Raw genomic sequence first — 23325 nt, 5'->3', positions numbered from 1 at the left:
TCTCGAATCCGACCCCGTCCTGAAGACCCTCAGGCGGAACGGGCGTCCGTGTCACGGAGGCGACCAGAAGCAAATGCGAATGTTTCCAGATAGTTGAAGAAGAGGGGCATAATGACTCAGCACTCGCCATCGGGCGGATTGTCCGCTCGACGATGTTGGAGTCGATCTCGATGCGTCCGTCGGCGATGAAGCGCTCCAGCGCCGTTCGGCGACCGATGGCATAGCGGATCGCCTCGGCAAGCTTCGATTTCCCCGACAGGCGGGGCAACTCGCGTTCCCAGGCTGCGAAGAGATCGTGCACGATGGCGAGCGAACGTTCCTGGCGGACCGCGCAGCGCTGGTCGGCCCCTTGTCCGCGTATGTCCTCTTCGATCTGCCAGAGCGGCGCCATGGCCTCGACCGTGCGCGTGGCAAAGGGCGAACTCTCATTGGCATGAAGCTCGAAGAACTTCCGGCGGACATGGCTCCAGCACCCCGCGAGCATGACAGCGTCATTTGCGCCCTCGCCCTTGGCAAGCCGATTGTAGGCGGCATAGCCGTCAACCTGCAGGATGCCGCGATAGCCTGCCAGGTGACGCGCGATGCAATCACCGCCGCGGCTGTCCTCGAAGCGGTAGGCAACCATCGGCGGCGCGCTTCCGCCGAAGGGCGTGTCGTCGCGGGCATAAGCCCACAGCCATGCGGTCTTCACCTTGCCCGATCCAGGGGCCAGGGTCGGCAGCGTCGTCTCGTCGGCGAAGATGCGCTCGCCCTGCTTGATGCGGGCAAGGATGGCGTCGGCCAAGGGGCCGAGTTCGAAGCCGATACGGCCCATCCACTGGGCCATCAGCGAGCGATCGAGTTCGACCCCGTCGCGGGCATAGATGGCTTCCTGGCGATAGAGCGGCAGTCCGTCGGCATATTTGGCGACAGCGATCTGCGCCAGAAGTGCCTCGGTCGCAATGCCGGCTTCGATCAGGTAGGCCGGAGCCGGAGCCTGGATAACGCCGTCGCGGCCGCAATAGGCATATTTGGGCCGGCGCGTGACAATCACCCGGAACTTCGCCGGCGTGACGTCGAGGCGTTCGCTGACGTCCTCGCCGATTCTGACCCTCTCGAGCCCTTCGCAGCCGGCCGGAACCTCCGGCTCGATCACCACCTCGATCCGCTCCAGATGAGCCGCGAAGCCCTTGCGCAGTCGCGGCGGCCGGGAACGCTCGGCCCTGGTCTTGCTCTTGTCCTGTTCCGCCTGGATCGCCGCAAGCCCGGTTTCGATCTCGTCGAAGACGAAGGCCTGTTGCTCCTCATTCAGCGGATCGAGCCTGAGCTTCTCGGAGCGTTTGCCGTAGCGCGCCCGCTCCAGCATCCTGATGATCGACGTCAGCCGCTCGATGCGCTCGTCGGCAGTCGCATTGCGCGCCTTCAGATCCGCGATCTCGGCGTCGGCCGCAGCCGATTTCCGCGCCATGGCGAGGATCATCGCCTTGAGTGCATCCACGTCATCGGGAAGATCTGCAGGAACCGGGGACATGGCCGAACAAAGCATATTCTGCCGCAAAATGCCTGCTCATTCGGCCCGCTGATTCACTCTGCCGCAGCGTGTTCAGCCGGCCGATTGCGGCCGCTTCACCAGCACCGGGCGAACCCTTTTCCAGTCCAGCCCGTCGACTAATGCCAGCAGTTGCGCCTGATTGAGTTGCACCCGGCTGTGACCGATCCGCGGCCAGCAGAACTGCGCCTTCTCCAGTCGCTTGGCAAAGAGGCAAAGTCCGCTGCCGTCCCACCAGACGATCTTGATCCTGTCGGCCCGCTTGGCGCGGAAGACATAGAGAGCCCCGTTGAAGGGATCGGCACCAGCATCGCGAACCAGCGCCATCAAGCCGTCCGGCCCCTTGCGGAAGTCGACCGGGTGGCTCGCCAGGAACACCTTCGTGCCGCTCGGAATCATGCCGATCGCAGCGCCCGGATCACCCGCCGCAAATGCGCTTCCGGCACGTCCGACCCGACGCGCACCACCGCACCTTCCAGGACGATCTCGATCATGGAAGACCCGGCGGTGTCGACCTCGACGAAACGCGGACCTCCCTCAGTCTCGGGCGGGGTCACGGTTCCGTTGCGGATCGCCTGGCGGCGCCAGCCGAACAGCTGCGACGGCGCGATGCCTTCCGTAAGCCTCCGGCGAGGACCGCAGCCGCCTCGGATCATCAGCGCGCCTGACTGCGGCTTTTCTCGAAGCCGGCCTTGCCGAGAGCGCGGCGTCTGGCGAGCTTTTTGATCCGGGTCTGGATTTCGTCTTCAGCAGCATGTGCGGGATCGAACGGGCGGCCGTGCCAGCGTTTGAGTTCGCGATGCTGCTCGTGTTTGGAATTGGTGATCGCGTCGAGGAACAATTCGAAGCCGGGGATGCCGCCGACATCTTCGGGTGGCGCGCGGCCGGCACCGTCGATGTAGTGGGGATACTCGACAGCGGGATCGGCGTCGGCGATTGCCTCGATGGTGATCGTGTGCCGCCAGTCGTCACCGAAGTCGTAGGTGTAGGCCAGTTGCGTGATGCCGCGATCGACCAGCGCTCCGAGCCGCGTCGTCTTCGCCGAGTAGGTTCTGTCGCGCAGGCTGTCCCATTCGGGATCGGGAATGGCGTAGCGCTTTCCGTCGGCGCGGAACTCGAACAGGTGATAGTCGTCGAACGGCATTGCCGCCTGGATGACGTCGTGCAAGGCCTTGAGCGTTGCCGTCAGCGGCACCTCGGCGCGCCGCCATATGGCGGGTTGCCAGTCATCGAGGTGGATCATGATGCGGGCGATGCGATCGGCGTGGCTCATGCCACCAGTCTTGCAGATTGCGCCGTCCAGTTCCACGGCAAGAGATCACTCAGCCGGCCCTGCGGCGTATCGGCGATGCGGGCGAGCACATCGGCGAGCCAAGCCTGCGGGTCGACATCGTTGAGCTTTGCCGTGCCGATGAGGGTATACATGACGGCCGCACGCTCGGCACCTCGTTCGGAACCGGCGAAGAGCCAGGACTTTCTGCCGAGGGCGAGACCGCGCAGCGCCCGCTCGGCAGCATTGTTGGTCAGGCAGATGCGCCCGTCTGCGAGGAAACGGCTGAACCCCTCCCAGCGCCTGAGCATGTAGTCTATAGCCTGTGCGGTGGGCGCGTGACGCGACAGCTTGGCCCGCTCGTCACGTATCCACTCTTCCAACTCGGCGACCAGCGGCGCGCTCCGCTCCGACCTGATGGCGAGGCGCTCCTCCGTGGGCAGTCCGTTGATGTCGCGCTCAATGTCGAATAGCAGATCAATGCGTTTGACGGCCTCGAAGGCGATCGGTGAGATCGGCGGCGCGGTTTTTCCCCGACGCGCATTGGCGGCGATGTCGGCAAGCACGAAGAACTTGCGCCGTGCATGGCTCCAGCAGAGCGCCTCCGTCACCGGTCCGGGCTTCCGGTCGGGGAGGTAGAGCCCGTTGTAGCCGGCATAGGCATCGGCCTGCAGAATGCCGTTGAACTGCTTCAGGTGCCGCTCGGGATGATCGCCCGACCGGTCGCGCGATGCGTAGAACAGGGCTGCCGGTGGTGATGCCCCGCCGAAGGGGCGATCGTCGCGGACATAGACCCAGGCCCGGCCGGTGGTCGTCTTGCCTTTCGCCAGGATCGGCACCGTGGTGTCGTCGCCGTGAAGCCGCTCTGCCTTCAGCACATGGTCTTCGATCAGGGCGTGAAGCGGACGCAGCACCGCCGCGCACGCGCCGACCTGATCGGCCAGCGTCGACAGGCTCAGATCGACGCCCTCGCGGGCATAGCGCTCACTCTGCCGGTTCAGCGGCTGGTGCTGGCCGAACTTCTCGAACAGCACCATGGCAAGCAGGTTCGGGCCGGCGAAGCCGCGCGGCGTCACGTGGAACGGCGCCGGCGGCTGGCTGATCGCCTCGCACTGCCGGCACGAGAACTTCTCGCGCACCGTCTGGATCACCTTCCACTGGCGCGGGATCACCTCCAGCGTCTCGGTGACGTCCTCGCCCAGCTTCGACAGCCTGGTCGAGCCGCAGCAAGCGCAGCTCTCGGGAGCGGCGATCACGACGCGCTCGCGCGGCAGGTGCTCCGGGAACGGCTTGCGCGATGGACGACGACGCTCGAACGACTTCACCGTCGTGGCGCGCGACGCGTGCTCCGCCGCCAGTTCGTCTTCGGTTGCGTTCGCCTCCAGATCCTCGAGCTGCAACTCCATCTGCTCGAGCAGCCTGGCCTTGCGCTCCGAGCGGCTGCCGTAGAGCTCGCGCCTGAGCTTCTCGATCTCCAGCTTCAGTCTTGCAATCAGCGCCTCGGTCCCGGAGCTGGCCGCCGCCGCACGGGCGGCAAGCGCTTCGGCCTCGACGCGCGCGGCGCGCTCCGCGAGGATCATCGCGTGGGCGGCGGCGAGGTCGGAAGGGAGCGATTCAGCGGTGGACACAGGGCGATGGAATCATATCCACCACCATGTGCAAGGCCAAAATCGTCAGCCTGTCGCCGTCGGCCGCCAGGTCTTTTGCGGCATGCGCCAGTCAATGCCTTCGAGCAGATAGCCGAGTTGGGCCGGCGTGATCGTGACCGCGCCGTCGGCCGGCGACGGCCAGATGAAGCGGCCGCGCTCGAGCTTCTTCGAGAACAGGCAGGCGCCCTGGCCGTCGTGCCACAGAACCTTGATCCGATCGCCGCGGCGGCCGCGGAAGACGAACAGGTGACCATTGTGCGGATCACGCTTCAGCGTCTCCTGCACCACCAGCGCCAGGCCCGGAAAGCCCTTCCTCATGTCGGTGTGGCCAGTCGCCAGCCACACCCGCACGCCGCTCGGAACCGGAATCATCGGGACCCGAGCGCGTCCAGCACGCGCCGCAGCGCCTCGGCATCCACGTCGCGATCGACACGGACACGGCGCCCGCCGCCAAGCTCGATCTCGATGATGCCGCTCTTGCGGCGACTGCGGCCGGGAGACGCCGATGGCACCGCCGCCTCAACGGCGGGCGGTATGGCAGCGGCAGGAACGATCTCGACCGGGACCAATTGCGATGAACCGGTATCGACCCGATCGCACAGCTCCTTGCGCCATCGAAAGAGCTGGCTGACGTGAATGCCCGCCGATCGCGCGACTTCCGAAACCGACACGCCAGGCTCAAGCGACGCCGCGACCAGGCGCTCCTTCTCCTCACGCGACCAGCGGCGGCGTCTCTCGACCGACGTGATCACCTCCACTCGCGGCATCGTCATAGGGCTACTCCTAGGATTATCCCTAGGACTTCCGACGTTCGCCCTCAGCCCGCAAGGCGGCCTTCACCGGAGGGGTACTGCCTTCCCGCCGCGCGATCGCCGAGACATTCGTCCCCGGCACCAATGTCTCGGCCACGAGCCGAACCTTGAAAGCCTCGGACCACTCCCGTCGAACGCATCGCGGAGCACCTTCCAGGCGATCCGGGACCGCCTCGAGCACATGGAAACTTCTATCATCACGCATAGTCGCAGACACAGAAATTGACACCGACATTTGTCGGCAAACTCCATGTTTCTACGCCCTCATGCCCAAGCCCGCCATGTGGGGTCCGCTTGGCGCTTACCAAGGAACCACTCCTAATCAATTTGAACATCCCAAACTCAGTCCTGCCCGGCAGGACCCGCTTCGTCGCAACTTCGGCCCGTCCCGATGATACCGGAAAGGGCCCCAGCGATCGGCAGGTCCTAACACTTGGTCAGGCTTCGCTCAGCGTCTTCGCCGGCTGTAATTTGCGGGGGGGATACAACCCAAGGTATCGCCCTCGCGCAATATCTCGATGACAGCTTCGCCGCGATGCGCTGACGAGCGCTGTCTATATCATCAACTATATCGCATCGAGGCGGTGCCGGACCGTCTTGATGTCAGCCCTGCTGTCCCTCGCCGTCGCTGGTCGGACGAAGCCAAGGCTCGGATACTGGAAGAGGCGATGACGCCGGGACCAAACATCTAGGCGGGAGCAGCAGAACCATTCCTGCTCCCTGAAGTAGATGGGTCTGCATCAGAAGATCCTGATCCGTCTTCTGATGCAGGACGACAACAGACCTGTCTCAGACGAACTGAAAATCATCGTGATGCAGGGCGGAAACAGTAAGCCCAGCCAGAACAATGCTGTTGCCACCATCCAACGTGATTATCGTGTCCGTTCCGTCATCGCTCATGGCGGCCCAGAGCGCAGTGTGATCGGCAAATGTCGATGCACTCAGTTCAACAACATCGCCGGCGCCAACTCCGCCTTCGAAATTGGCGATCGTGTCATTCCCAAAGGCGGCTCCTGAAAACACGAAAGTATCCGCATGATCCTCGAAGCCGAGAATGACATCGTCACCCGATGTCTGTTGCGCGGCCAGAACCGCCTGGCTGATATGGGAGGTGTTCCAGATCGTTCCATCGGCAAACCGGATCTCCTCGATCCGACTGCTCGCCTCAAATGCCAGCTGGTCAGTCAAGGTGATAACCTCTCCGGTCGCTCCGACCGTCAAGGCAATATGGGTGTTGTATTCCGATGAAACCCCCAGGCTGATATCAGAGGGCAAGACGTCAAGAAGGTAGACCTGATCCCCACTTCCGCCCACATCACCGAAATAGTCGTTTCCGTCACCCTTGCGCCACAGGAAGGTCGAGGTACCCTCATTTCCGATGATGTCATCATCTCCCTCGCGGCCATCAGCGACAAACTCGCTCGGTGTCATCCAGTGGGTTTCGCCTGCCGAGGTTCCAACCCAGTCAGCAACGACTTCCCCAGGAGACGGAGCAAGATCCTCAGCAGCATGCAGGCTCGAGGTTCCATTGAACCACAATCCATGAATGCTGATCAGTTGGTCGGAGCCAGATGCGCCAGATACCGTGATCGAACCATCCGCATTGCGGGTGAAGGTGTAATCCCCCGGCGCCCCATCATAGATCGCAAGATTAGTCCCAGATCCGCCATCAAGGATGTCATCACCATCCATGCCATAGAGCTGATCATCCCCATCACCACCAAGAAGAACGTCGTTTCCTCCACCTCCATGCAAAATGTTATCAAACGCGTTTCCGGTAATGTGGTCGTCACCGTCAAGGCCGTAAGCAACACGCTCGTTGATGCCCATCACATGGACATCGTTCCCGTTGGTGCCGATCCACTCCGTGACAGGAGCAGCTTCCACCGTAAGGCTCACGGCAACGCTGGTAGCAACCAGACCGTCGAAGGCGCTCACCCGAAGCGCAAGGGAGCCGGCAGCTCCGACGGGAGGTGTGCCCGCAAATCTCCCAGCAGCTGCGTCGAATGTGATCCATTCAGGCAGAGGCGAACCATCGTCGCGACACGCGGTGAGAACGAGATCGTCACCATCCGCATCCTCGAAGAGGGCCGCTGGCAGAACATAAGACCAAGCGGTAGCTTCCTGGAGTTCTTGCGCCTGCAGCGTCGCCGCAATCGTGGGAGCCCGATTGATCTCGACTGGCATCGTCGCAAGCATGGTCTTGGTCCAGACCGTGCCGTCCTCAAAGACGATCTCTTCCACACCTCGTTCCGAACCAGAGGCAAGTTGGTTGCTCAGCGTGACGGATCCACCATCCACAAAAACCAAGGTCAACGATGTCGACGCGGCCGTTGCCTTCATCAAGGTGACTTCGCTGGCAAGAATTCCAGCCCCTAGTAGAAGCCGATCCGCAACACCATCAAAGCTTGCCTCGATGATCGTATCACTGCCGTCCCCAAGGTTGTAGACATAGGTGTCCGACCCATCCTGCCCGTTCAGGATGTCGTCACCTCGACCACCAACCAGAGTGTCACCATTGTCATCAAAGCCGTTGATGACGTCGTTTCCATTCGTGGAAGCCTGCTGAAGGACCAGGTCGCGCAGGGTTTCGCGATCCCACACGGTGCCGTCGCTGAACTCGATGAACTCGATACCAATCTGATTGAATATCGCAAACTGCTCATCAAAACGAATAGAGCCTCCGCCTGCCACCAAAAGGATGACATCGTCGATATCATTTGCGCTGCGAGCAAACGAGATATCCGAAACGGCAATACCTTCGCCGAAGACCAGCCGATCCTCACTTCCTTGAAAGCCGTTCTCAATGATTACGTCATCGCCATCGCCAAGCTCGTAGCGATAGGTGTCGTTACCTTGCAGACCGCGCAGCGTGTCATCGCCGCGACCGCCCACGATCTCGTCATCGGTCTTGAACCCGATAACGGTGTCATCACCGTCCGTAGGTGCGGTCGCCAGGTAGCGCGCCTGCAAATCCGCTATAGTCCAAACAGCCCCATCAGCAAAGATGATATTCTCAATTCCGGCTTCTTTTACTTCAGAAAATTGATGCAAGAGATGTACAGATCCGCCATCAGCAAAATGCAGCGTGACGTGATTGGGTGAGACTACTGAGCGCTCCACCGTGACGCTCTCCGCCGAAATTCCTTCGCCTAGATAAAGACGGTCATCTTCACCTTCGACCACACGCTCGTCGATGACATCATCGCCGTCTCCAAGAGCGTAGACATAGCTGTCGTTGCCATCGAGACCACGAAGCGTGTCGTTTCCGCGCCCTCCTACGAGCACGTCATCACTTTCGTTGAATCCAATAAGAACGTCGTGGGATGCGGTGCTGCTCTGGGCAATCAGCCGCTCTCGCAGATCGGCCCGGGACCAGATCGTCCCATCCCCGAACTCGACAAACTCGATCCCGCTTTCTGGATCGCCGGAGAATTGCCGGTGCAGCGTGACTGAACCGCCTCCAGCAAAATACAAGATCACCGTGCTACTATCATCAGCCCGCGCCACAGCCACATCCTGTACTCGGATGCCCTCCCCCAGCACCAGTCGATCAGCGTCGCCTTCAAAGCGACCTTCATAGATGATGTCGTCGCCGTCGCCTGCATTGTAATGGTAAGTATCGTTTCCAGACTGACCATGGAGCAAGTCATTTCCACGCCCACCAGTCAGAACGTCATCGCTGTCGTTGAAGGCATAGATGGTATCATCCCCTTGCGACTGCGCATGCTGGAGGGTCAGTTCCATCAGATCCTGCCTGGTCCAGACCGTCCCGTCATGGAAGCGAATGGTCTCGATACCGGCGCCGGGGGCCGTCGAAAACTGCGAGCGCAGCAACAGCGACCCGCCGCCATCAATCTGCAACGTCAGATCATGCCGGCTGTTGGAATCGCGAGCCCGCACTGAAATGTCAGCGACAGTGATCCCGCTTCCCAAATGCAATTCGTCCGCCGTTCCCCCAAAACTGTCTTCGATGATCTCGTCGTCGCCATCGCCACGGTCGTAAAGATAAATGTCATTCCCCGTCAGGCCGGACAGGACATCATTCCCAAGTCCACCTCTCAGAACATCATCATGGTTCTTGAATCCAAGGATCCAATCATCCCCATCCGAAATCGCCGCCTGAAGCACCAGCGCGCGCAGATCCGCCGCCGTCCCTATGGTGCCGTCATCGAACTCCAGAAACTCGACGCCCCGCTGTGGGTCTCCAGCAAACTGCTCATCGAGAGTGATCGATCCGGTGCTCCCAATATAGAGAATTGCATCGTCAGGATCCGAGCCAACCCGAGAAACGCGAATATCGCCAACTTCAATGCCTGCACCGAGCTTGATACGGTCACTTGTCCCGGCGAAGGACGCCTCGATGATCGTGTCGTGGCCATCTCCGAGATTGTAGATATACGTGTCGTTACCGGTACGGCCGTTCAAGACATCATTGCCAAGTCCGCCGATCAGGATGTCGTCGACGTTGTTGCTGCCAAACAAGGTCTCATCGTCGGCAGACGGCTCGATTGCCAAGGCCAGGAGAGAAAGATCATCCGCAGTCCAAACCGTGCCGTCAGCAAAGACAACTTGCTCGATGCCACGGCCCTGAGATGCTTGAAGCTGGCCCACCAGCAAAATAGTGCCGCCGTCGACAAAGGTCAGTCGGAGATCGTTCGAGGAAGGCGAGACACGAGAGATCGTCACGTCTCCAGGTACAATGCCGTCTCCGAGGAGCACCTGATCGCTATTCCCGTGCCGGGTCAGCTCGATGATCGTGTCGTGACCATCGCCGAGATTGTAGACATAGGTATCATTGCCCTGCCCACCCCGCAGAGTGTCGTCTCCAAGATTGCCGATCAGGATCTCGTCCTGATCGAAACCTGTCAGCTGATTATCGGCCGAATTGCCAGAGATGATACTGACGCGATCAAGAACGTCCTGCACCGTCCCGACAGTACCATCGGCAAAGACAAACTCCTCGATCACATGGAATCGTGACCCGAATTGACGCTCGATCGTGAGACGGTCTGTTGTTCCGATGATCGTGATGATCAGGTCATCACCATTCGGCCCGCCACGCGAGATCTCAAGATCCTCAGGAGCGATGCCTGCACCAAATTGAACCCGATCAGGCTCGTCACTGAAGACCGATGATTGGAAGTCGTGGATGACGTCTTGACCATAGCCACGGCCGAAGATGTAGGTATCCCCCCCATTGCCGCCTTCGAGACGATCATTGCCGAGACCGCCATCGAGGATGTCTGCCGAATAGAACCCTCTCAGATGGTCGCCCTGATCGGTCGACTGCAGCAACATCTGCTGGATCTCAACGATCGACAGACGGGTTCCGTCATCGAACTCAAAGATCTCGATGTCGTTGTACCGATGACCCAGCGCATTGGCTCGGAACTGATCCCGGATCGTCACGGTGCTGCCGTCAGCCAGCGTGCCAACAAGATTGTCCGTTCCAAGCGGCCGCGACCAACTTACATCCTCCGCAGCAATCCCCGGCCCGAACACCAGACGGTCCTGATCTCCGGAGTAAACTGACGTCGTCTCATCGAAGATGATGTCGTGACCATAGCCAAGGCCAAACACATAAGTGTCGTCGCCATCGCCTCCATTGAGAAAGTCGTTACCAGCACCTCCGTCAAGGACGTCATTGCGGAAGAAACCATACAAGACATCGTCGCCAGACGTAGACTGCAGCAATAGATTCTGGATGTCGTCAGCCGTCAGAACCACACCGTCGGAGAACACGAAACTCTCGATTTGGTAATAGTGATGCCCCAGCGGGTTGGCATTGAATTGATCCCGGATCGTCAGTGTTCCGCCATCCGCAAAGCTGATGATCAGTTCATCGGAATCGAGCGTACGGTCGAACGAAACGTTCTCTTGCAGAATACCGCTGGTGAAAACAACCCGATCATCCTGGCCAGACAGAACGTTGTATCCCGACTGGTACTCCTGGATCACATCATGCCCGTAGCCGAGCCCGTACACATAGGTGTCGTTCTCGTTGCCACCGCTGAGGAAGTCGTTGCCAGCTCCACCATCCAACCTGTCTTCCAGGCTGAATCCGTAGATCTGATCATCTCCGTCAGTGCTGAAGTGATCGAGGATGCGTTGCGCCAGGCCTTCGTACGTGATCCCCTCGCGGTTTCCATCGGCGTTGGTGAACTCGAAATACTCGATACGATCGAACCACTGAGTGCCAAATATCAGCGTATAGGCAGCCCTGAACTGATCGCGGATTTCGAGACTATCGCCAGTCTCGAACAGAATCCGGATCGTCGCGCTGTCGCCATCACGCTCGAACGTCGCACCATCCAAAGAAAGACCACCACCCAAAATCAGTGAGTCGACCTCTCCCGAGAGAATATTCGTCATATTCTCTTTGATCACGTCATGGCCGTAGCCGGCATCGAAGAAATAAAAATCAGGAGCATCTCCGCCACTGAGATAATCGTTGCCCGCACCGCCATCGAGAAAATCGATATGATCGGTGCCGATCAGCGTGTCGTCGCTGGCAAGCGGGTGCGATACCTCCCGGGCAATGTCACCGAGATCCCAGACACTGCCATTGGCGAAAACGATCTCTTCTATCCCGTAAGAGGGGAGTATCTGCCCTCCGAACAAGGAGTAGGCCTTCTCGTGGAACTGGCCCACGATCCGGACGCTATCCGTACTGTCGTTCACGTTCAGAACGAGGTCCAGCCCATCGCGATAGGCGGTAATGTCCTCGGGGTTGAGGTGAGCAAAGCGGATGACATCGAAATAATCCGCCCCCGTTTCGCGATCGAGGATCACATCGTTGCCGAAGTTCTGACCAAACACGAAGATATCGTGCCCTTGGCCGCTTTCGATCGTATCGTTGCCCGCTCCCATGAAGTAAATGGTGCTCTCGGACGAGCCTATGCGATGGCCAACTCCGAGGTCGAGAATTTCGGCCGGGATACCGAACAGGCCAGCTGCTTCCGCCAATGAGACCGGCAGACCAATATTCTCATAGGCAGCAACGATCGTCGTGAAGAGGAAAGGCTGGTTCGCCACGCGAATTCCCGGGCGGTCATATTCCGAGATGAACGCGTTGACCAGCGTGTTCCAAGCCCCAAGCCAGTCCTGCGCGGCTGACGGATCGGTTGGCGCTGCCTCGAAGATCGCCTCGAACATCGGGACCAACTCTCGATTGGTCGTCGCGACGAAGGCGTCGTTCTCGACGTCGAATTCGAGTCCCACGAAGAACTCCGAAAGCCCACTTTGCGCGGCAAGCCGCAGGGCAAGCTGATCCATCACCTGGTAGCCAGTGGTCAGGAACTCGCCGAAAGCATCCAGCTCGGTACCCCTCAGGTTCCTAAGCTGCTCGAGGGGAATCTCCTCGCCGAAATAGCGCTCCAGAAAATCAATCTCGGCCCCCGAGAGCGTCTCCCAAGAAGCTCCTGGTCGACTGGAGCTCAATGCCAGGATGTCCGCAAAACTCGGATATTCGATCACCTCGCCGTTGCCACCTAGCACTGGTCTGCCAGACGCAAGCTGCCAGACCACACGGCTTTCGCTGCCTCCTCCCTCCAACGGCACATCGACAACGGCTCGCATGGCGAAGTCGTGAACGGTGACAAGGCCTCCTTCCCGGGAGACGAGGATCGGCACATCTGGTGAAGGCGTTGTGGTGATTGCGGGCGGCGCGTCGGTCCAAGCAGAGAGGATCGAGAAACTGCGCTCTCGCAAAATCTCAAGATCAGGCACATCGAGTGTCGGCAGGACAGTGGCCAGTGCCTGACCCAGGCCGCCACCACTTCCCTCCAGTGTCAACGCCACATGCAGGTCGGTAAGAGTTCCCCGTCCCTTCAGATTAGGAAGACCAGCAACCAGACCAGGGGCGACACTCGTATCACCGCCATAGCTACTGTTGAAATTGTCGATCCGAAACTCGACATCGCCGATCGTGCCGGTCGACCCATCGGTTCGCGTGAACGTTCCCGTTCGTGCCACCGTATTGAGAGCGTTAGAGCTCCCGTCCGCCGTGGCAGAGAGGCTGATGGATGCGATCCCGAGATCTTCGAGGGAGAACAGCTCGTTTTCGGAACTTACCCCGTCCTGATTGAAGTCACGCCAGACACGTAGATCGGAGTAAACGGCATCATCAGCGTCTATGACGCCATCGCCATTGAGATCATGGTCGGCGAGTTCGGCAAATCCGGAGGTACTGCCGCTACCGAACAGTTCGGAAATGTCGTCGATGGCACCATTGCCGTTGACATCCAGCGACAAAAGGCCGTCGTCGGAGTGCACCCAACCTGTGCGCTCCAGAAAACCATCGCCGTCCATGTCGAACATCGTCGTCGTGCTGGAAGCGAGTGCCGTAAGCTCCAAGCCGTCTCCATCGAGGTCGAGAACCAGAGGGTCGGTCCCACCAAAGTAGGCTCCGTTCACCACTTCCTTGAAGACGATCGGCAGTAGCTCCCAAATGGTTCCCTGACCGAACAGCTTGGCTCCCGAACTGGAAATGTCGAAGAGCCGCACTGCGCTCACATCGCGAACCGCGACGCGAATGCCAGCCGGCAAATCGGAAGTGGGAGCGAAGGGATCGCGATTGCCATTGGAAAAATACATGAACGACGACGCATCGTTGCCGTGGAGTACAGTTCCTACGACCGTATCGCCTTGTTCATTGAAGCTTACTCGAGTTGTCCCAAAGTTTCCGCTGGCAAAGCCGCTCTCAGATAGGGAGGATCTAATATAAAGTCCGCGCGCATTCATAAATCCAAACATATAAAGATCATCAAAACCATCAGCGTCGGTGACGAGCGTGTTTTGATTGAAATGTACGATATCACGGTCCTCAGCCCCTCCCGGACCAGTATGAATGATAGAGCCCGAGCCAGCCCGATGGACGATGTCATTGCCGGCACCCAGATAAATTTCCACGGTTCCCGGTGTCGATAGGGAAACCTCATCATCATGACTTGTAAGCGTCAGGCGCTCGAAGCCACGGATCCGCAGGCCGGATTCGTTGATAGTCGCACCTTCGTGAATTGACCCAACGATCCTAAGACCTTCTATATGTTGAGAAAAATTGAGGTGATCTCCTGCTGAGCCAGCACCACCCATATCAATGGTGACCTCTCCGAGAAGGTCAAAATCAAGGGTCGGGAGTGCTGAAATCTCATCATCGTGTTCCGTCAGCCTGATTTCTTCGACCGAGTAGACTTCGTCGCGCGAAGCAGAACCATCTATGGATGTAATATAGGAAAAGCCCACATCCATTTGGCCGCTTATCTGAACGCCGCTGGCACCAACAAATCTTGAAAGAAGTAAAACGGAGACGCCTTGATCGAATTCTTCGTAGGTCAACGTATCATGACCTACCCTGCCCATATTCTCGTTATCACCAAAATATAGATCGCTTCCTAAGCTGCCTCTGAACTCATCATCTCCAGTCCCTCCAATGATGATGTCATCACCATCCCCTCCATCCACCACGTCATCGCCGTCTCCGGCGACAATGACATCGTTTCCGCCACGCCCTTCGATAAGATCGTTTCCTCCACGCGCGAAAATCAGATCAGAATGCTGAGAACCTCGAATTGTTTCGGAGATCGCGCCGGAGTGTATTTCCGGTCCAATGTCACTTCCAAGAACAAACCACCCCAGATCACCACGTCCAGGAGACCCAGGAACAGCAGTCGTCAAAGTGCTGCCCCCGGCGGTCATAATCGCATCAATATCGATGGAGAGGACCTCGCCCTCCCGCTGAGCGAACGCTATAGCGTAAAATGAATTATATAGGTTAAAACCGCTGTTGCCGCTAGGGTTAGCGGCCGAGAAAAACAAATCACGCCCATAGTAACTGGCAAATTCCGCAAATATATCGCCAACGCCAATCTCTTCATAGATATACTCATCAAGCGTATCCACATCGCCATGCGATTCATAGATGGAAAGATCAAATGTCTGCTGATATATATAATCGTCAGATTCTCCAAACAAACCTGAAAAACTCGGAATAATATCCCGCTCGAAATCCGTAGACGAATCCTGACGGATCAATTCGCCAAGCTCGACCAAACCAGTACGAATAAAATACTCACTAAACGGGTTTCGCCCACCTTCAGCGAATGGAGACTCTGATATACGAAAGTATTCGTCGTAAAATTCTGCATATCGCTCGTCACTTCCAATGAGAATGCGAGCAAATATTGACCAATCTGAACGACCTTCATAGTCAATAAAATTACTTAGGTCAGAATCAAATATATGATCTAATAGAAATGGCAACCCTTCTTGTGTCAGGCTCGTAATAGACCTGTCTTCGTCGGAGCTACGACTTAAGACGAGCGCAAGCAACGCCATCTCATGTAGCTGATCTGAGCCCAGCTCTGTCTCAGGCATACTGACAACAGAATCCCCTCCCCAACCTGGGATAGAACTTCCGTCTAGCGTAAGCGCTAAATTTGTTAGGGCTTCGCCGTCCAACGCCCACACGGACGTCCGTCCTTCTGCAGTAGAAAGTAACTCGTTATACCTACTCAGAAGATCCTGATGATACTGATCCCATGCATTAAAGTAACCCCTCCACTGCTCGTCTGACGCGGTCTCAAAATCTATATCAGGTATAGAAGAACCAAGATCCCCTTGAGTTGAACCACCATATACCGACGTTGGAGCAATAGCCTCCCAATCGATTGCCGCCATTCCCATCAACAACGGCTCTTGAGTCGTAAGGGTCAGCAATCGAGCAACATCGGTCAAAATGGCGGTGAAGGCCGCTGCAGCTGCAGCTGTCAGCACTCCACTCTCCCCCAAATAAGGTACATGTGATAACGCATCGACGGCTGTCTGATATAAAGTTGGCGCCGTCCCATATACACTCTCTAAGGTCATAGTTAGGTTAATTGGCGCTGGGTCAAATATGTATGATGGCCTATCATATAGAGCAGACATAGCACTAGCTAGCCCACCCCCTAAAGAGTGACCTGTAAATACAATATCATTAATGCTTACACCCGATGAAATTACTCGCTCAACATATGAAACGGCATGCAATAACTGATTACCTACGTCACCAGCAGCAATTTGAGCATTTGCGACAAAGTCTCCTGACCACCAATTATCTGTCCCTCTGAACGAAATTACTACCTCTCCACCATTGCCGGAAGAAAAAGTCCTTGCACCAAACCCGTTCAAATCAATGGGCTGATTATTACTGTCTAAGCCAATAGTTGATTGGGCATCAAGAGATTTATTCCAACTATATCCTTCATAATTTTCGATTCGGTAGTTCACCTCCTTGCCTGCGTCAAAAAAATCATAGGCCTGCATGGAGAGTACCGCATAGACGCTTTTATTGTCAGTCATAACCGATAATCCTCATTGAAACACTCTCATCCGAGTCAGAGTAAATTGGCTCCAACTGAACAATACGTATTATTGACTCTCTATCAGGTGAAATCATCAATGCGAACCTCTTCGCATCTGAGTATATTTCAATATGCTCGTTATTTTCTCGGCTGCCGACTGGCTTTTTCACATGATACTCGTACGATCTTTCATAATACCATAAATTAAACGAGCAACTTGAGATTCCTTGCCTTGACTTGTCGATATATGCACCGCCTCTGCTCGGAACTATGGGATGCATGGAGTTATATAGTTGAAGCGCCCGTCGCGCGCCTTCTCCCGAGGTGACTTCTGCGCTCAAAGATGTCCTGTTCAGACTTTGCGCAGCGAAGAACCCTCCTTCAAAGTTCAGGCTGGTGGCGATGTCTCCCAACGCGGGGCGGACTTCGTAAAATCGTCCATCATTTGGGAGGCTGTCCACCCACGGCTTCAACGCCGGCCATTGGTCCCAGTTGTCACGGTCCAGGGATAGGGCGGCAAAGCAAGTCATACCGGGTGCGGGTGTCTTAGGTCGATCAGGGTCCAGCCACGAGGGGGCGGAGATGGGTTCGTCGTGTCCTTTCGCTCGAACTCGGGCCACGGGGCGCAGATCGGGACTTTCCCTCGCGGCTCGCACCTCAGACATCTCGAATGCCTTTTTGTCCACCCGTTCCAGCGGCTGAACGCGAACAAACTCCACATGACTGTCCTGTCCCGCAAGACTTGGACGGGTCGAATAGTATTCGATCTGCTCCAGCCGCTGCCAATTGTCGGTCCATAGCACCGGAACGATGTCACCAGGGACGAGAGGTGGGGGCCGCTGCTGCGCAGCTTCAGGACTGGCTGCCCAGGCACACGCCAACGGCACGCGGACATAGACGGCTGCATCACCGCCGGGAACCTTGGCACCTATTGCGGGAGGATTGACGTAGCTCTGGCCAGTCCACCGCCCTGGTGCTGCAGACGTGCCCCACGAACGGGTGCCAGTGCATTTCACGACTCGCTCGATGGTGACAGGCACGCCGTCGACCTTCACATCCACAGCATACCGAAAGTAGGCAGGAAATCGCGGATCATCCTGCGTGCACCCGGATGAGGCCAGAAGTGCCACAGCACTCAGTATTTTTAAAAAATTTAGCTTCGCGATCATTTTGGACCTGGACCGGGAAATTGAACGCAAATCGCATGGGGGACCTTATTGTGGGATATCCACACCGCCGTCACCAGGTTCGATGCCGCGTAAAGACGACCCAAGGGTCTTAGTTAGTTGGTCAGCCAGTTTAATTCGAAACTGGTTTGCGCCTGCCGTTAACAACAGCCACGGAATTTCACCACTTGTCCATTCATGTGGAGCCAAGCGGAACGACACCCCGGCTGCCCTCTGAGCCTCCAACTTGGCGTCGACCTCCGGGGACACTTTTGCCCAAAGCGCAACGGCCAATGGCACGCTCAGATCATCGCGATCCTTGATCTTGCCTCGCATGGTCAGAAACTGCCCAGCCCGCAAGGGGGGCATCACCGCCCATTCCAGATCGCCCAGGGACATATGTCGGTGGCGCGGATCCCGCGCGAGCAGCGAGACGATTTCACCGAAGCCAGCATTGATCTCCCGGACCTTACTGGAAAGGTTGGCATCGAAACCTTCGGGCCTTCCGCCGTCCCCATCCGCAGTGGCGGCCGCTTGATCCCGTATGTTCCGTACAGCGCTCGTCTTGGTCTGGCCACTGCCCGACGCTCGGCCCACTGAAGCCGCAACCGTCCCTTCAGCCCCTAGCCCATTTTCCGACATCGAACATGTCCCCCACCAGCCCATATGCAATCAGGGCGGGAATATTCACCGCGTAACTGAACCATCGGGCACGGGCATAGGCAAGTGACAATCAAATGACACGTGCCCAGTTCACCAGAAAATCCAGAATATTAGGGAAAGCATATCTGGTTGGCGCCTGAATGCTTGGAAATTTTGACAGTGATCCAAACGTCAGAACCGACGTAGGGGGCCTCGCCAGGTTGTAATGGCAGGGACGGTAGCCAATCAGATGCCCGAGCCCATTTGCATTCCTCCTGATCGAGCGAAAAGCCACTGACGCTCGTGCCTGTCGTGCGCCATCAGCAAAACCATCTGGCGCGGCACCTTGACATCACCGTCCAATCTCTCCGCGTCGCCGCGCTCGGACAAAAGCCCGATCCCCTTCAAGAAACGTCTCCAGCATGAACGGGATGAGATCGGCAACCGACTCCTGCTGACCATATGTCCGGTGATAGAGCTCCGCATAATCGCGAAGCAAAAGCCCCAGCTCCGGGGTCACCGAGATCGTCACCCTGGCAGGCGTACGATCCGGCAGACGCGCCAGTTTCAAATCGGTCATCGTCCCCTCCCCTCACCTTGATACGGCCGCAGGACCAGATCTCGTTGCACGATCACCTTCAATGGCCAACCTGGGCGAATGGTAAGGGTTGGCTGGATGTTGAGGTTTTTTTCGGTAATGCGCTGGCCCGCGCGATTGACATTCGTTTGTGCAGCTTCCCGGACAGCACGGACCAAATCACTCTCCCCGCCTCCCAGACTCACCTCCGTCCCCACACCAAGCACTGTGGCGAGCGCAATCCCCTTGACCAGACGCCATGTGTGATAATCAACCTCGTCTGAAAGCCCCGCATAGCCCGCAGCATCGGTGGCCGGGAGATTGTCGACCTCGATCGATGATCCATCAGGCAAAACAATCCTCTGCCATACCAGCAAGGCACGCGACTGCCCAAAGGCCACCACGGCGTCATAAGCCCCGAGAAGACGCGTTCCTTGCGGGATGAGCAGAACGCGGCCCGTGACCGTGTCGTACACATTTTCAGTCACTTGCGCGACGACAAGCCCCGGCAAGTCCGAATTGATACCCGTGACCAAACTCGCAGAAATCACGCTTCCCGCCATCACCTGATACGGCGAAACCGGCTCCTGCAGTGCATGAGGATTGTAGATGCCTCTCCTGTCCCCCTGCTCCAGGAAATCAAGCTTGCGTTGCTGGGCGTTCGGGTCCGCCTCCACATCCAGCACCAGACGGTCAACGCTCGCCGATCCCTGGAGCGCTACCGGCACCACTCCCGGCCCCTCGGCCGCCTCTGTTCTCCCGCCGGCAGATGGCCGCTTCTCGATCCGGAAGAACACCGCAGACTCCCTCGCCTGAAGGGCCTGCTCGGCGAGCCGCTGAGCCTCAAGGGATTGCGCCTGGGTCTCAGACACAATTCCAAGCTCCTTGCGCCGCTGGACGATCGGTCGACCCAGATCACCTGGCAAAGGCGGCCCCAGCCGCGGCGTGCCCGGCCTGACTTGTGAATAGTCGCCGGGCAGCGCCGCAAGTCCATCGGGATGAGCTGCAGGGTCGGCGTGATACAGCTGCTCCACTTCCTGTCGCATCCGCAGGACCGGTGCCTGCAACGCCAGGATCGTGACCAGAAACAACGCTCCAGATCCTAGCGCCACCCCCCCGATCACCACGCCACGTCTGAAACGGACAATCCGGCCAGGCGCGGCGCGCAGTCCAAAGCCACCCGCTTCGCTCTTCTCCGCCGGGCCTGGCGAGGACATCGCACGATGTGTCATGTCCCCCTCCCAAGGCTGCCACCACGCGGGACCAGACCGGCAGACCGCGGCTTGCGTCCATCGGTTCGAGTGATGCGAACCACCTGCTGCGGCTTGCTCCCCAGCCTCAGCTCGGCCGCCGCGAAAAGCCGATCCACCACATAGTAATGGCCGCGCATACGATAGTTGACCAGTTCCGTTCCACCATCGTGGCCCACCACAAACAATGGCGGCGCCTCCCCCTGATCGATGCGCCCAGGAAACTCGATATAGACCTTATGGCCATCGTCAAAGACACGAACCGGCCTCCAGGCAGGGCTGTCACCGCTCAAACGATAGCGAAACCGGATCTCATCGAGCGCAATATTCGACGCTACCGGCACCGCCGCCTCAGCCGCAGCATTCTTGGCACGCAACGCCAGAAGCTGATCAGACGGATAAGTCCAGGAGATCGCCGCCATCGCCGTCTTGTCAGTGCTGTCCAACTGCAAGTGATAAGTTCGACGATCCGTAGTGATGACAAGATTGGTGGTCAGACCTGAAGCAAACGGCTTGACCAGGACATGAACCCGCTTCGACGCTCCCGTCCCGCTCACCGTATCACCAATGACCCATCGCACCGTATCCCCCGCCGACACGGATGTAAGCTCTTCACCCGGCTGCAGAGCGATGTCGCTCACCCGCTCAGGGGCAGCATACAACCGGTACAGCGCGCCGGACGCATAAGGATAGACCTGGACGGCATTGACATAGCCATGCTTGGTCGGCTCCTGCGTCGCTGCCTTGTTGGCATCCTCCACCCGCTTGGTCGGCTTGCGCGTGTCCACACTGGCCTTGCCTGGTTCGGGCTGCAGTTGCCCAGGAAGCGGAAGAACCTTCGGCACCTCAACGATCTTCACCGGCCTCGCCGGCTCGGCCTCGACAACAGCTGCCGTGAAATCCTCCGCGTCATAGCTGATCTCCGGCGGCACCCGTTGGGTCGTGCAGGCCGACACCGTCAGCACCGACGTCGCCAGGATCACTATCGATGTGCATGTTCTCATTGCTCAGCCTCCTTCGGCAGTTGAGCCGCGCCCGTCTCCAACTCGCGCGACCAATCAATGGCAGTGACAAACAATCCAAGAGGGTTCTTGCGCAGCTGTTCGCCTGTGTGCGGGATCCGGACCGACACGGTCAGGATCGCTGTCCACCGCGACGTCGATGCGAGCGCGCCGCGCTCAAACACCCGCTCGTCCCACTTCACCTGAAAGGACGCATCGGACGCACGCACCACGCTCGTTACCTGAACCGAGACACTGCGCGTTCCGATCTGAGCGAAAGGATCCTGCTGCCGGGCATAATCATTGAGGAACAAGGCGGCGCGGTCCGCGACGAAGTCATAGGCCGTCAGCCAATTCTGGCGTACCAGAACCGGGTCGGTGGATACGGACCGGATTTGCGTGATGAAACGAGATAGATGCCAGGCAATCTGCGCATCCTTCGGGTGATAGGTCTGGGCAACAGGGGCAACGGCACGCGCCTCGCCAAACCTGTCGACCTCGATCACATAGGGTGTCACCCGGCTCTGCAGCGACTGCCACAACAGGCCACCACTCAGTCCGGCCGACAGAACCAGACAGCCAAAGGCCATGAGACGCCAGTTCCGGGCCTGAACACGGGCTGAGCCAATACGCTCGTCCCACAGCTGCCCTGCACGCTGATACGGCGTTGCCGGCTCAGGCGTCGTGCCATATCGATCGATCGATCGCTTGAAAAGCATGGGTCAATCATCCTTGTTGGTGAGTGTCGGATTGGCACCGTGGCCAGGGCGGTCTCCGTCCCTGACCGCCTGAGCCGTATAGTGACGGCGGGCACGCGCAGACTGTTCTGAGCGCAGACGCTTGGCCCAGTTCGGCGCTCCTTGACCGGCTGACATGGCGGGCTGCATCGCTCCACCCACATCAGCAACCGGCGCGGCCGGTGCCCCTCCGCTCGCCCGCCAGGCAGAATGCAACCCCGCCTGGCTGCTGGCTTGCAAGGCAGCGCCAGCACGGCCGCCTTGATTGCGCAGACCCTGAACCACCGCCCCGCCAGCAGCGCGCGCCACGCCGCCAAGTCCAGCCGCAGAGCCCGCCATGCCGGACTTGCCCGACGTCACCTGCCCCAGCTGATATGCCGAAGACGCAGCCGACCCCATCGCAGTGCCAGCACGAATGGCGGCCAAACCGCCCCCCGCCCCAAGGCGCAGACCTGCCGCCGTCATCCCGCCCGTCAACAGAACCGCACCGGCAGCAGCCCCCGCCGAACCAACCGCGGAACCAGCACCAAGTTGCGGCGCCCCCGCCACCAATCCCGACGCAATGCCCGGACCGAATATGCCAAGACCCAGCAACGCCAAGGCACCCAGCACCTGCGACATCGCCGCGGCAAGATCAGGCTCCCGCCCCTGCAAGGCGCCGGAAAAGCCGGCAAACAGCGTCGAGCCAATGCCGACAATGACAGCAAGCACCATCACCTTGACGCCGGAGGACACGACATTGCCAAGCACGCGCTCGGCCAAAAACGCCGATCGATTCCACAGCGCAAACGGCACCAGCACAAAACCGGCAAGCGTCGTCAGCTTGAACTCCAGGACGGTGATGAACAGCTGGATCGCCAGAACGAAAAAGGCGAACAGGCACAGGAACCAGGCCAGCAACAGCACAAAGACTGTCAGCGCATTGCCGAAAATTTCCGGAAAACCGACCAGATCACTCGCCTGCTCCAGCAAGGGATAGGCCGCCTCATATCCAGCCGCAGCAATCTTGCCTGGCCGCAGCAGATCACCAGCGGTTAATCCACCTGGCGCCACCTGGAGGCCCAGCCCGGCAAACGACCCATACACAATATCGGCAAGGCGCTGGAAATTGTTGAGGAGGAAGGCAAAAACCCCGACATACAGCACCTTGCGGATAAGACGCCCAAGGACATTGTCCTCCCCGCCCAGCGCCCAGAAAAGGCCGGCAAGCGTGATATCAAGGCCAATCAAAACCGAGCTCAGGAACGCCACATCACCCGACAGGAGCCCAAAGCCGCTGTCGATATAGTGGCCAAACGTCTCCATGAAGCGATCAATGATGCCAAGATCCTCCATCGACCCTCGCCTC

16 protein-coding genes are annotated in these 23325 nt (G+C 58.6%); all 16 read right to left on the bottom strand.

The features are described from left to right. Positions 1-1510 (bottom strand): IS66 family transposase (locus P2PM1_RS24235; RefSeq protein WP_244301623.1); only part of this gene is annotated, 1510 nt, incomplete at its 3' end. Between the two features lie 72 nt (positions 1511-1582). Continuing rightward, positions 1583-1927: an IS66 family insertion sequence element accessory protein TnpB gene (gene tnpB, locus P2PM1_RS24230; RefSeq protein WP_186400869.1), complete on the bottom strand. Its 345-nt coding sequence runs from the start codon at positions 1925-1927 to the stop codon at positions 1583-1585. Beyond that, on the bottom strand, positions 1924-2184 hold the full coding sequence (locus P2PM1_RS24225) for an IS66 family insertion sequence element accessory protein TnpB (RefSeq protein WP_186400868.1): 261 nt from the start codon (positions 2182-2184) through the stop codon (positions 1924-1926). The genes tnpB (P2PM1_RS24230) and P2PM1_RS24225 overlap by 4 nt, the downstream gene beginning before the upstream one ends. Next, positions 2184-2801, bottom strand: coding sequence for a plasmid pRiA4b ORF-3 family protein (locus P2PM1_RS24220; RefSeq protein WP_186400867.1), 618 nt, complete (start codon positions 2799-2801; stop codon positions 2184-2186). The genes P2PM1_RS24225 and P2PM1_RS24220 overlap by 1 nt, the downstream gene beginning before the upstream one ends. Further along, positions 2798-4378, bottom strand: a complete 1581-nt coding sequence (locus tag P2PM1_RS24215; protein WP_186400880.1) for an IS66 family transposase — start codon at positions 4376-4378, stop codon at positions 2798-2800. Before P2PM1_RS24215 ends, P2PM1_RS24220 begins: the two co-directional genes overlap by 4 nt. Before the next feature lie 93 nt (positions 4379-4471). Beyond that, the gene (gene tnpB / locus P2PM1_RS24210; protein WP_186400866.1) at positions 4472-4819 is read right to left on the bottom strand and encodes an IS66 family insertion sequence element accessory protein TnpB; all 348 of its coding nucleotides are present in this window, start codon (positions 4817-4819) and stop codon (positions 4472-4474) included. Further along, positions 4816-5220 (bottom strand): transposase, encoded by a 405-nt coding sequence (locus P2PM1_RS24205; protein ID WP_144706539.1) that lies wholly within the window; start codon positions 5218-5220, stop codon positions 4816-4818. Before P2PM1_RS24205 ends, tnpB (P2PM1_RS24210) begins: the two co-directional genes overlap by 4 nt. Before the next feature lie 22 nt (positions 5221-5242). Continuing rightward, positions 5243-5464 carry a transposase gene (locus tag P2PM1_RS24200; RefSeq protein WP_244301626.1) on the bottom strand — a complete coding sequence of 74 codons (222 nt, stop codon included), beginning with the start codon at positions 5462-5464 and terminating at the stop codon, positions 5243-5245. Between the two features lie 584 nt (positions 5465-6048). Further along, positions 6049-16602: a calcium-binding protein gene (locus P2PM1_RS25755; protein WP_186400864.1), complete on the bottom strand. Its 10554-nt coding sequence runs from the start codon at positions 16600-16602 to the stop codon at positions 6049-6051. Next, positions 16595-17773, bottom strand: a complete 1179-nt coding sequence (locus P2PM1_RS24190) for a hypothetical protein (protein ID WP_186400863.1) — start codon at positions 17771-17773, stop codon at positions 16595-16597. Before P2PM1_RS24190 ends, P2PM1_RS25755 begins: the two co-directional genes overlap by 8 nt. Positions 17774-17818: 45 nt before the next feature. After that, positions 17819-18412 (bottom strand): toxin-activating lysine-acyltransferase, encoded by a 594-nt coding sequence (locus P2PM1_RS24185; RefSeq protein WP_186400862.1) that lies wholly within the window; start codon positions 18410-18412, stop codon positions 17819-17821. Between the two features lie 352 nt (positions 18413-18764). Next, positions 18765-18992, bottom strand: a complete 228-nt coding sequence (locus P2PM1_RS24180) for a DUF2274 domain-containing protein (protein WP_186400861.1) — start codon at positions 18990-18992, stop codon at positions 18765-18767. Further along, positions 18989-20221 (bottom strand): TrbI/VirB10 family protein, encoded by a 1233-nt coding sequence (locus P2PM1_RS24175; protein WP_208985409.1) that lies wholly within the window; start codon positions 20219-20221, stop codon positions 18989-18991. Before P2PM1_RS24175 ends, P2PM1_RS24180 begins: the two co-directional genes overlap by 4 nt. Beyond that, the gene (gene trbG, locus P2PM1_RS24170; protein ID WP_186400860.1) at positions 20218-21243 is read right to left on the bottom strand and encodes a P-type conjugative transfer protein TrbG; all 1026 of its coding nucleotides are present in this window, start codon (positions 21241-21243) and stop codon (positions 20218-20220) included. Before trbG ends, P2PM1_RS24175 begins: the two co-directional genes overlap by 4 nt. Next, positions 21240-21959 carry a conjugal transfer protein TrbF gene (trbF, locus tag P2PM1_RS24165; RefSeq protein WP_186400859.1) on the bottom strand — a complete coding sequence of 240 codons (720 nt, stop codon included), beginning with the start codon at positions 21957-21959 and terminating at the stop codon, positions 21240-21242. The genes trbG and trbF overlap by 4 nt, the downstream gene beginning before the upstream one ends. 3 nt (positions 21960-21962) lie before the next feature. Further along, complete coding sequence (trbL, locus tag P2PM1_RS24160) at positions 21963-23312, bottom strand: P-type conjugative transfer protein TrbL (RefSeq protein WP_186400858.1); 1350 nt, start codon at positions 23310-23312, stop codon at positions 21963-21965. Positions 23313-23325 lie beyond the last annotated feature (13 nt).

This window comes from Stappia sp. P2PMeth1 (assembly GCF_900185735.1).
In the GTDB taxonomy this organism is placed as follows: Bacteria; Pseudomonadota; Alphaproteobacteria; order Rhizobiales; family Stappiaceae; genus Stappia.
The sequence above is the reverse complement of the archived record's forward strand: the minus strand, read 5'-3'. Positions and strand labels throughout refer to the sequence as shown.

Excerpts from the sequence above, each read along its gene's own strand:
- trbL (WP_186400858.1), bottom strand. The coding sequence starts at position 23,312 with ATGGAGGATCTTGGCATCATTGATCGCTTCATGGAGACGTTTGGCCAC.
- P2PM1_RS24225 (WP_186400868.1), bottom strand. The coding sequence starts at position 2,184 with ATGATCCGAGGCGGCTGCGGTCCTCGCCGGAGGCTTACGGAAGGCATC.
- trbF (WP_186400859.1), bottom strand. The coding sequence starts at position 21,959 with ATGCTTTTCAAGCGATCGATCGATCGATATGGCACGACGCCTGAGCCG.
- P2PM1_RS24175 (WP_208985409.1), bottom strand. The coding sequence starts at position 20,221 with ATGACACATCGTGCGATGTCCTCGCCAGGCCCGGCGGAGAAGAGCGAA.
- tnpB (WP_186400869.1), bottom strand. The coding sequence starts at position 1,927 with ATGATTCCGAGCGGCACGAAGGTGTTCCTGGCGAGCCACCCGGTCGAC.
- P2PM1_RS24215 (WP_186400880.1), bottom strand. The coding sequence starts at position 4,378 with ATGATCCTCGCGGAGCGCGCCGCGCGCGTCGAGGCCGAAGCGCTTGCC.
- P2PM1_RS24205 (WP_144706539.1), bottom strand. The coding sequence starts at position 5,220 with ATGACGATGCCGCGAGTGGAGGTGATCACGTCGGTCGAGAGACGCCGC.
- tnpB (WP_186400866.1), bottom strand. The coding sequence starts at position 4,819 with ATGATTCCGGTTCCGAGCGGCGTGCGGGTGTGGCTGGCGACTGGCCAC.
- P2PM1_RS24180 (WP_186400861.1), bottom strand. The coding sequence starts at position 18,992 with ATGACCGATTTGAAACTGGCGCGTCTGCCGGATCGTACGCCTGCCAGG.
- P2PM1_RS24200 (WP_244301626.1), bottom strand. The coding sequence starts at position 5,464 with ATGCGTGATGATAGAAGTTTCCATGTGCTCGAGGCGGTCCCGGATCGC.
- P2PM1_RS25755 (WP_186400864.1), bottom strand. The coding sequence starts at position 16,602 with ATGACTGACAATAAAAGCGTCTATGCGGTACTCTCCATGCAGGCCTAT.
- P2PM1_RS24185 (WP_186400862.1), bottom strand. The coding sequence starts at position 18,412 with ATGTCGGAAAATGGGCTAGGGGCTGAAGGGACGGTTGCGGCTTCAGTG.
- P2PM1_RS24190 (WP_186400863.1), bottom strand. The coding sequence starts at position 17,773 with ATGATCGCGAAGCTAAATTTTTTAAAAATACTGAGTGCTGTGGCACTT.
- P2PM1_RS24220 (WP_186400867.1), bottom strand. The coding sequence starts at position 2,801 with ATGAGCCACGCCGATCGCATCGCCCGCATCATGATCCACCTCGATGAC.
- trbG (WP_186400860.1), bottom strand. The coding sequence starts at position 21,243 with ATGAGAACATGCACATCGATAGTGATCCTGGCGACGTCGGTGCTGACG.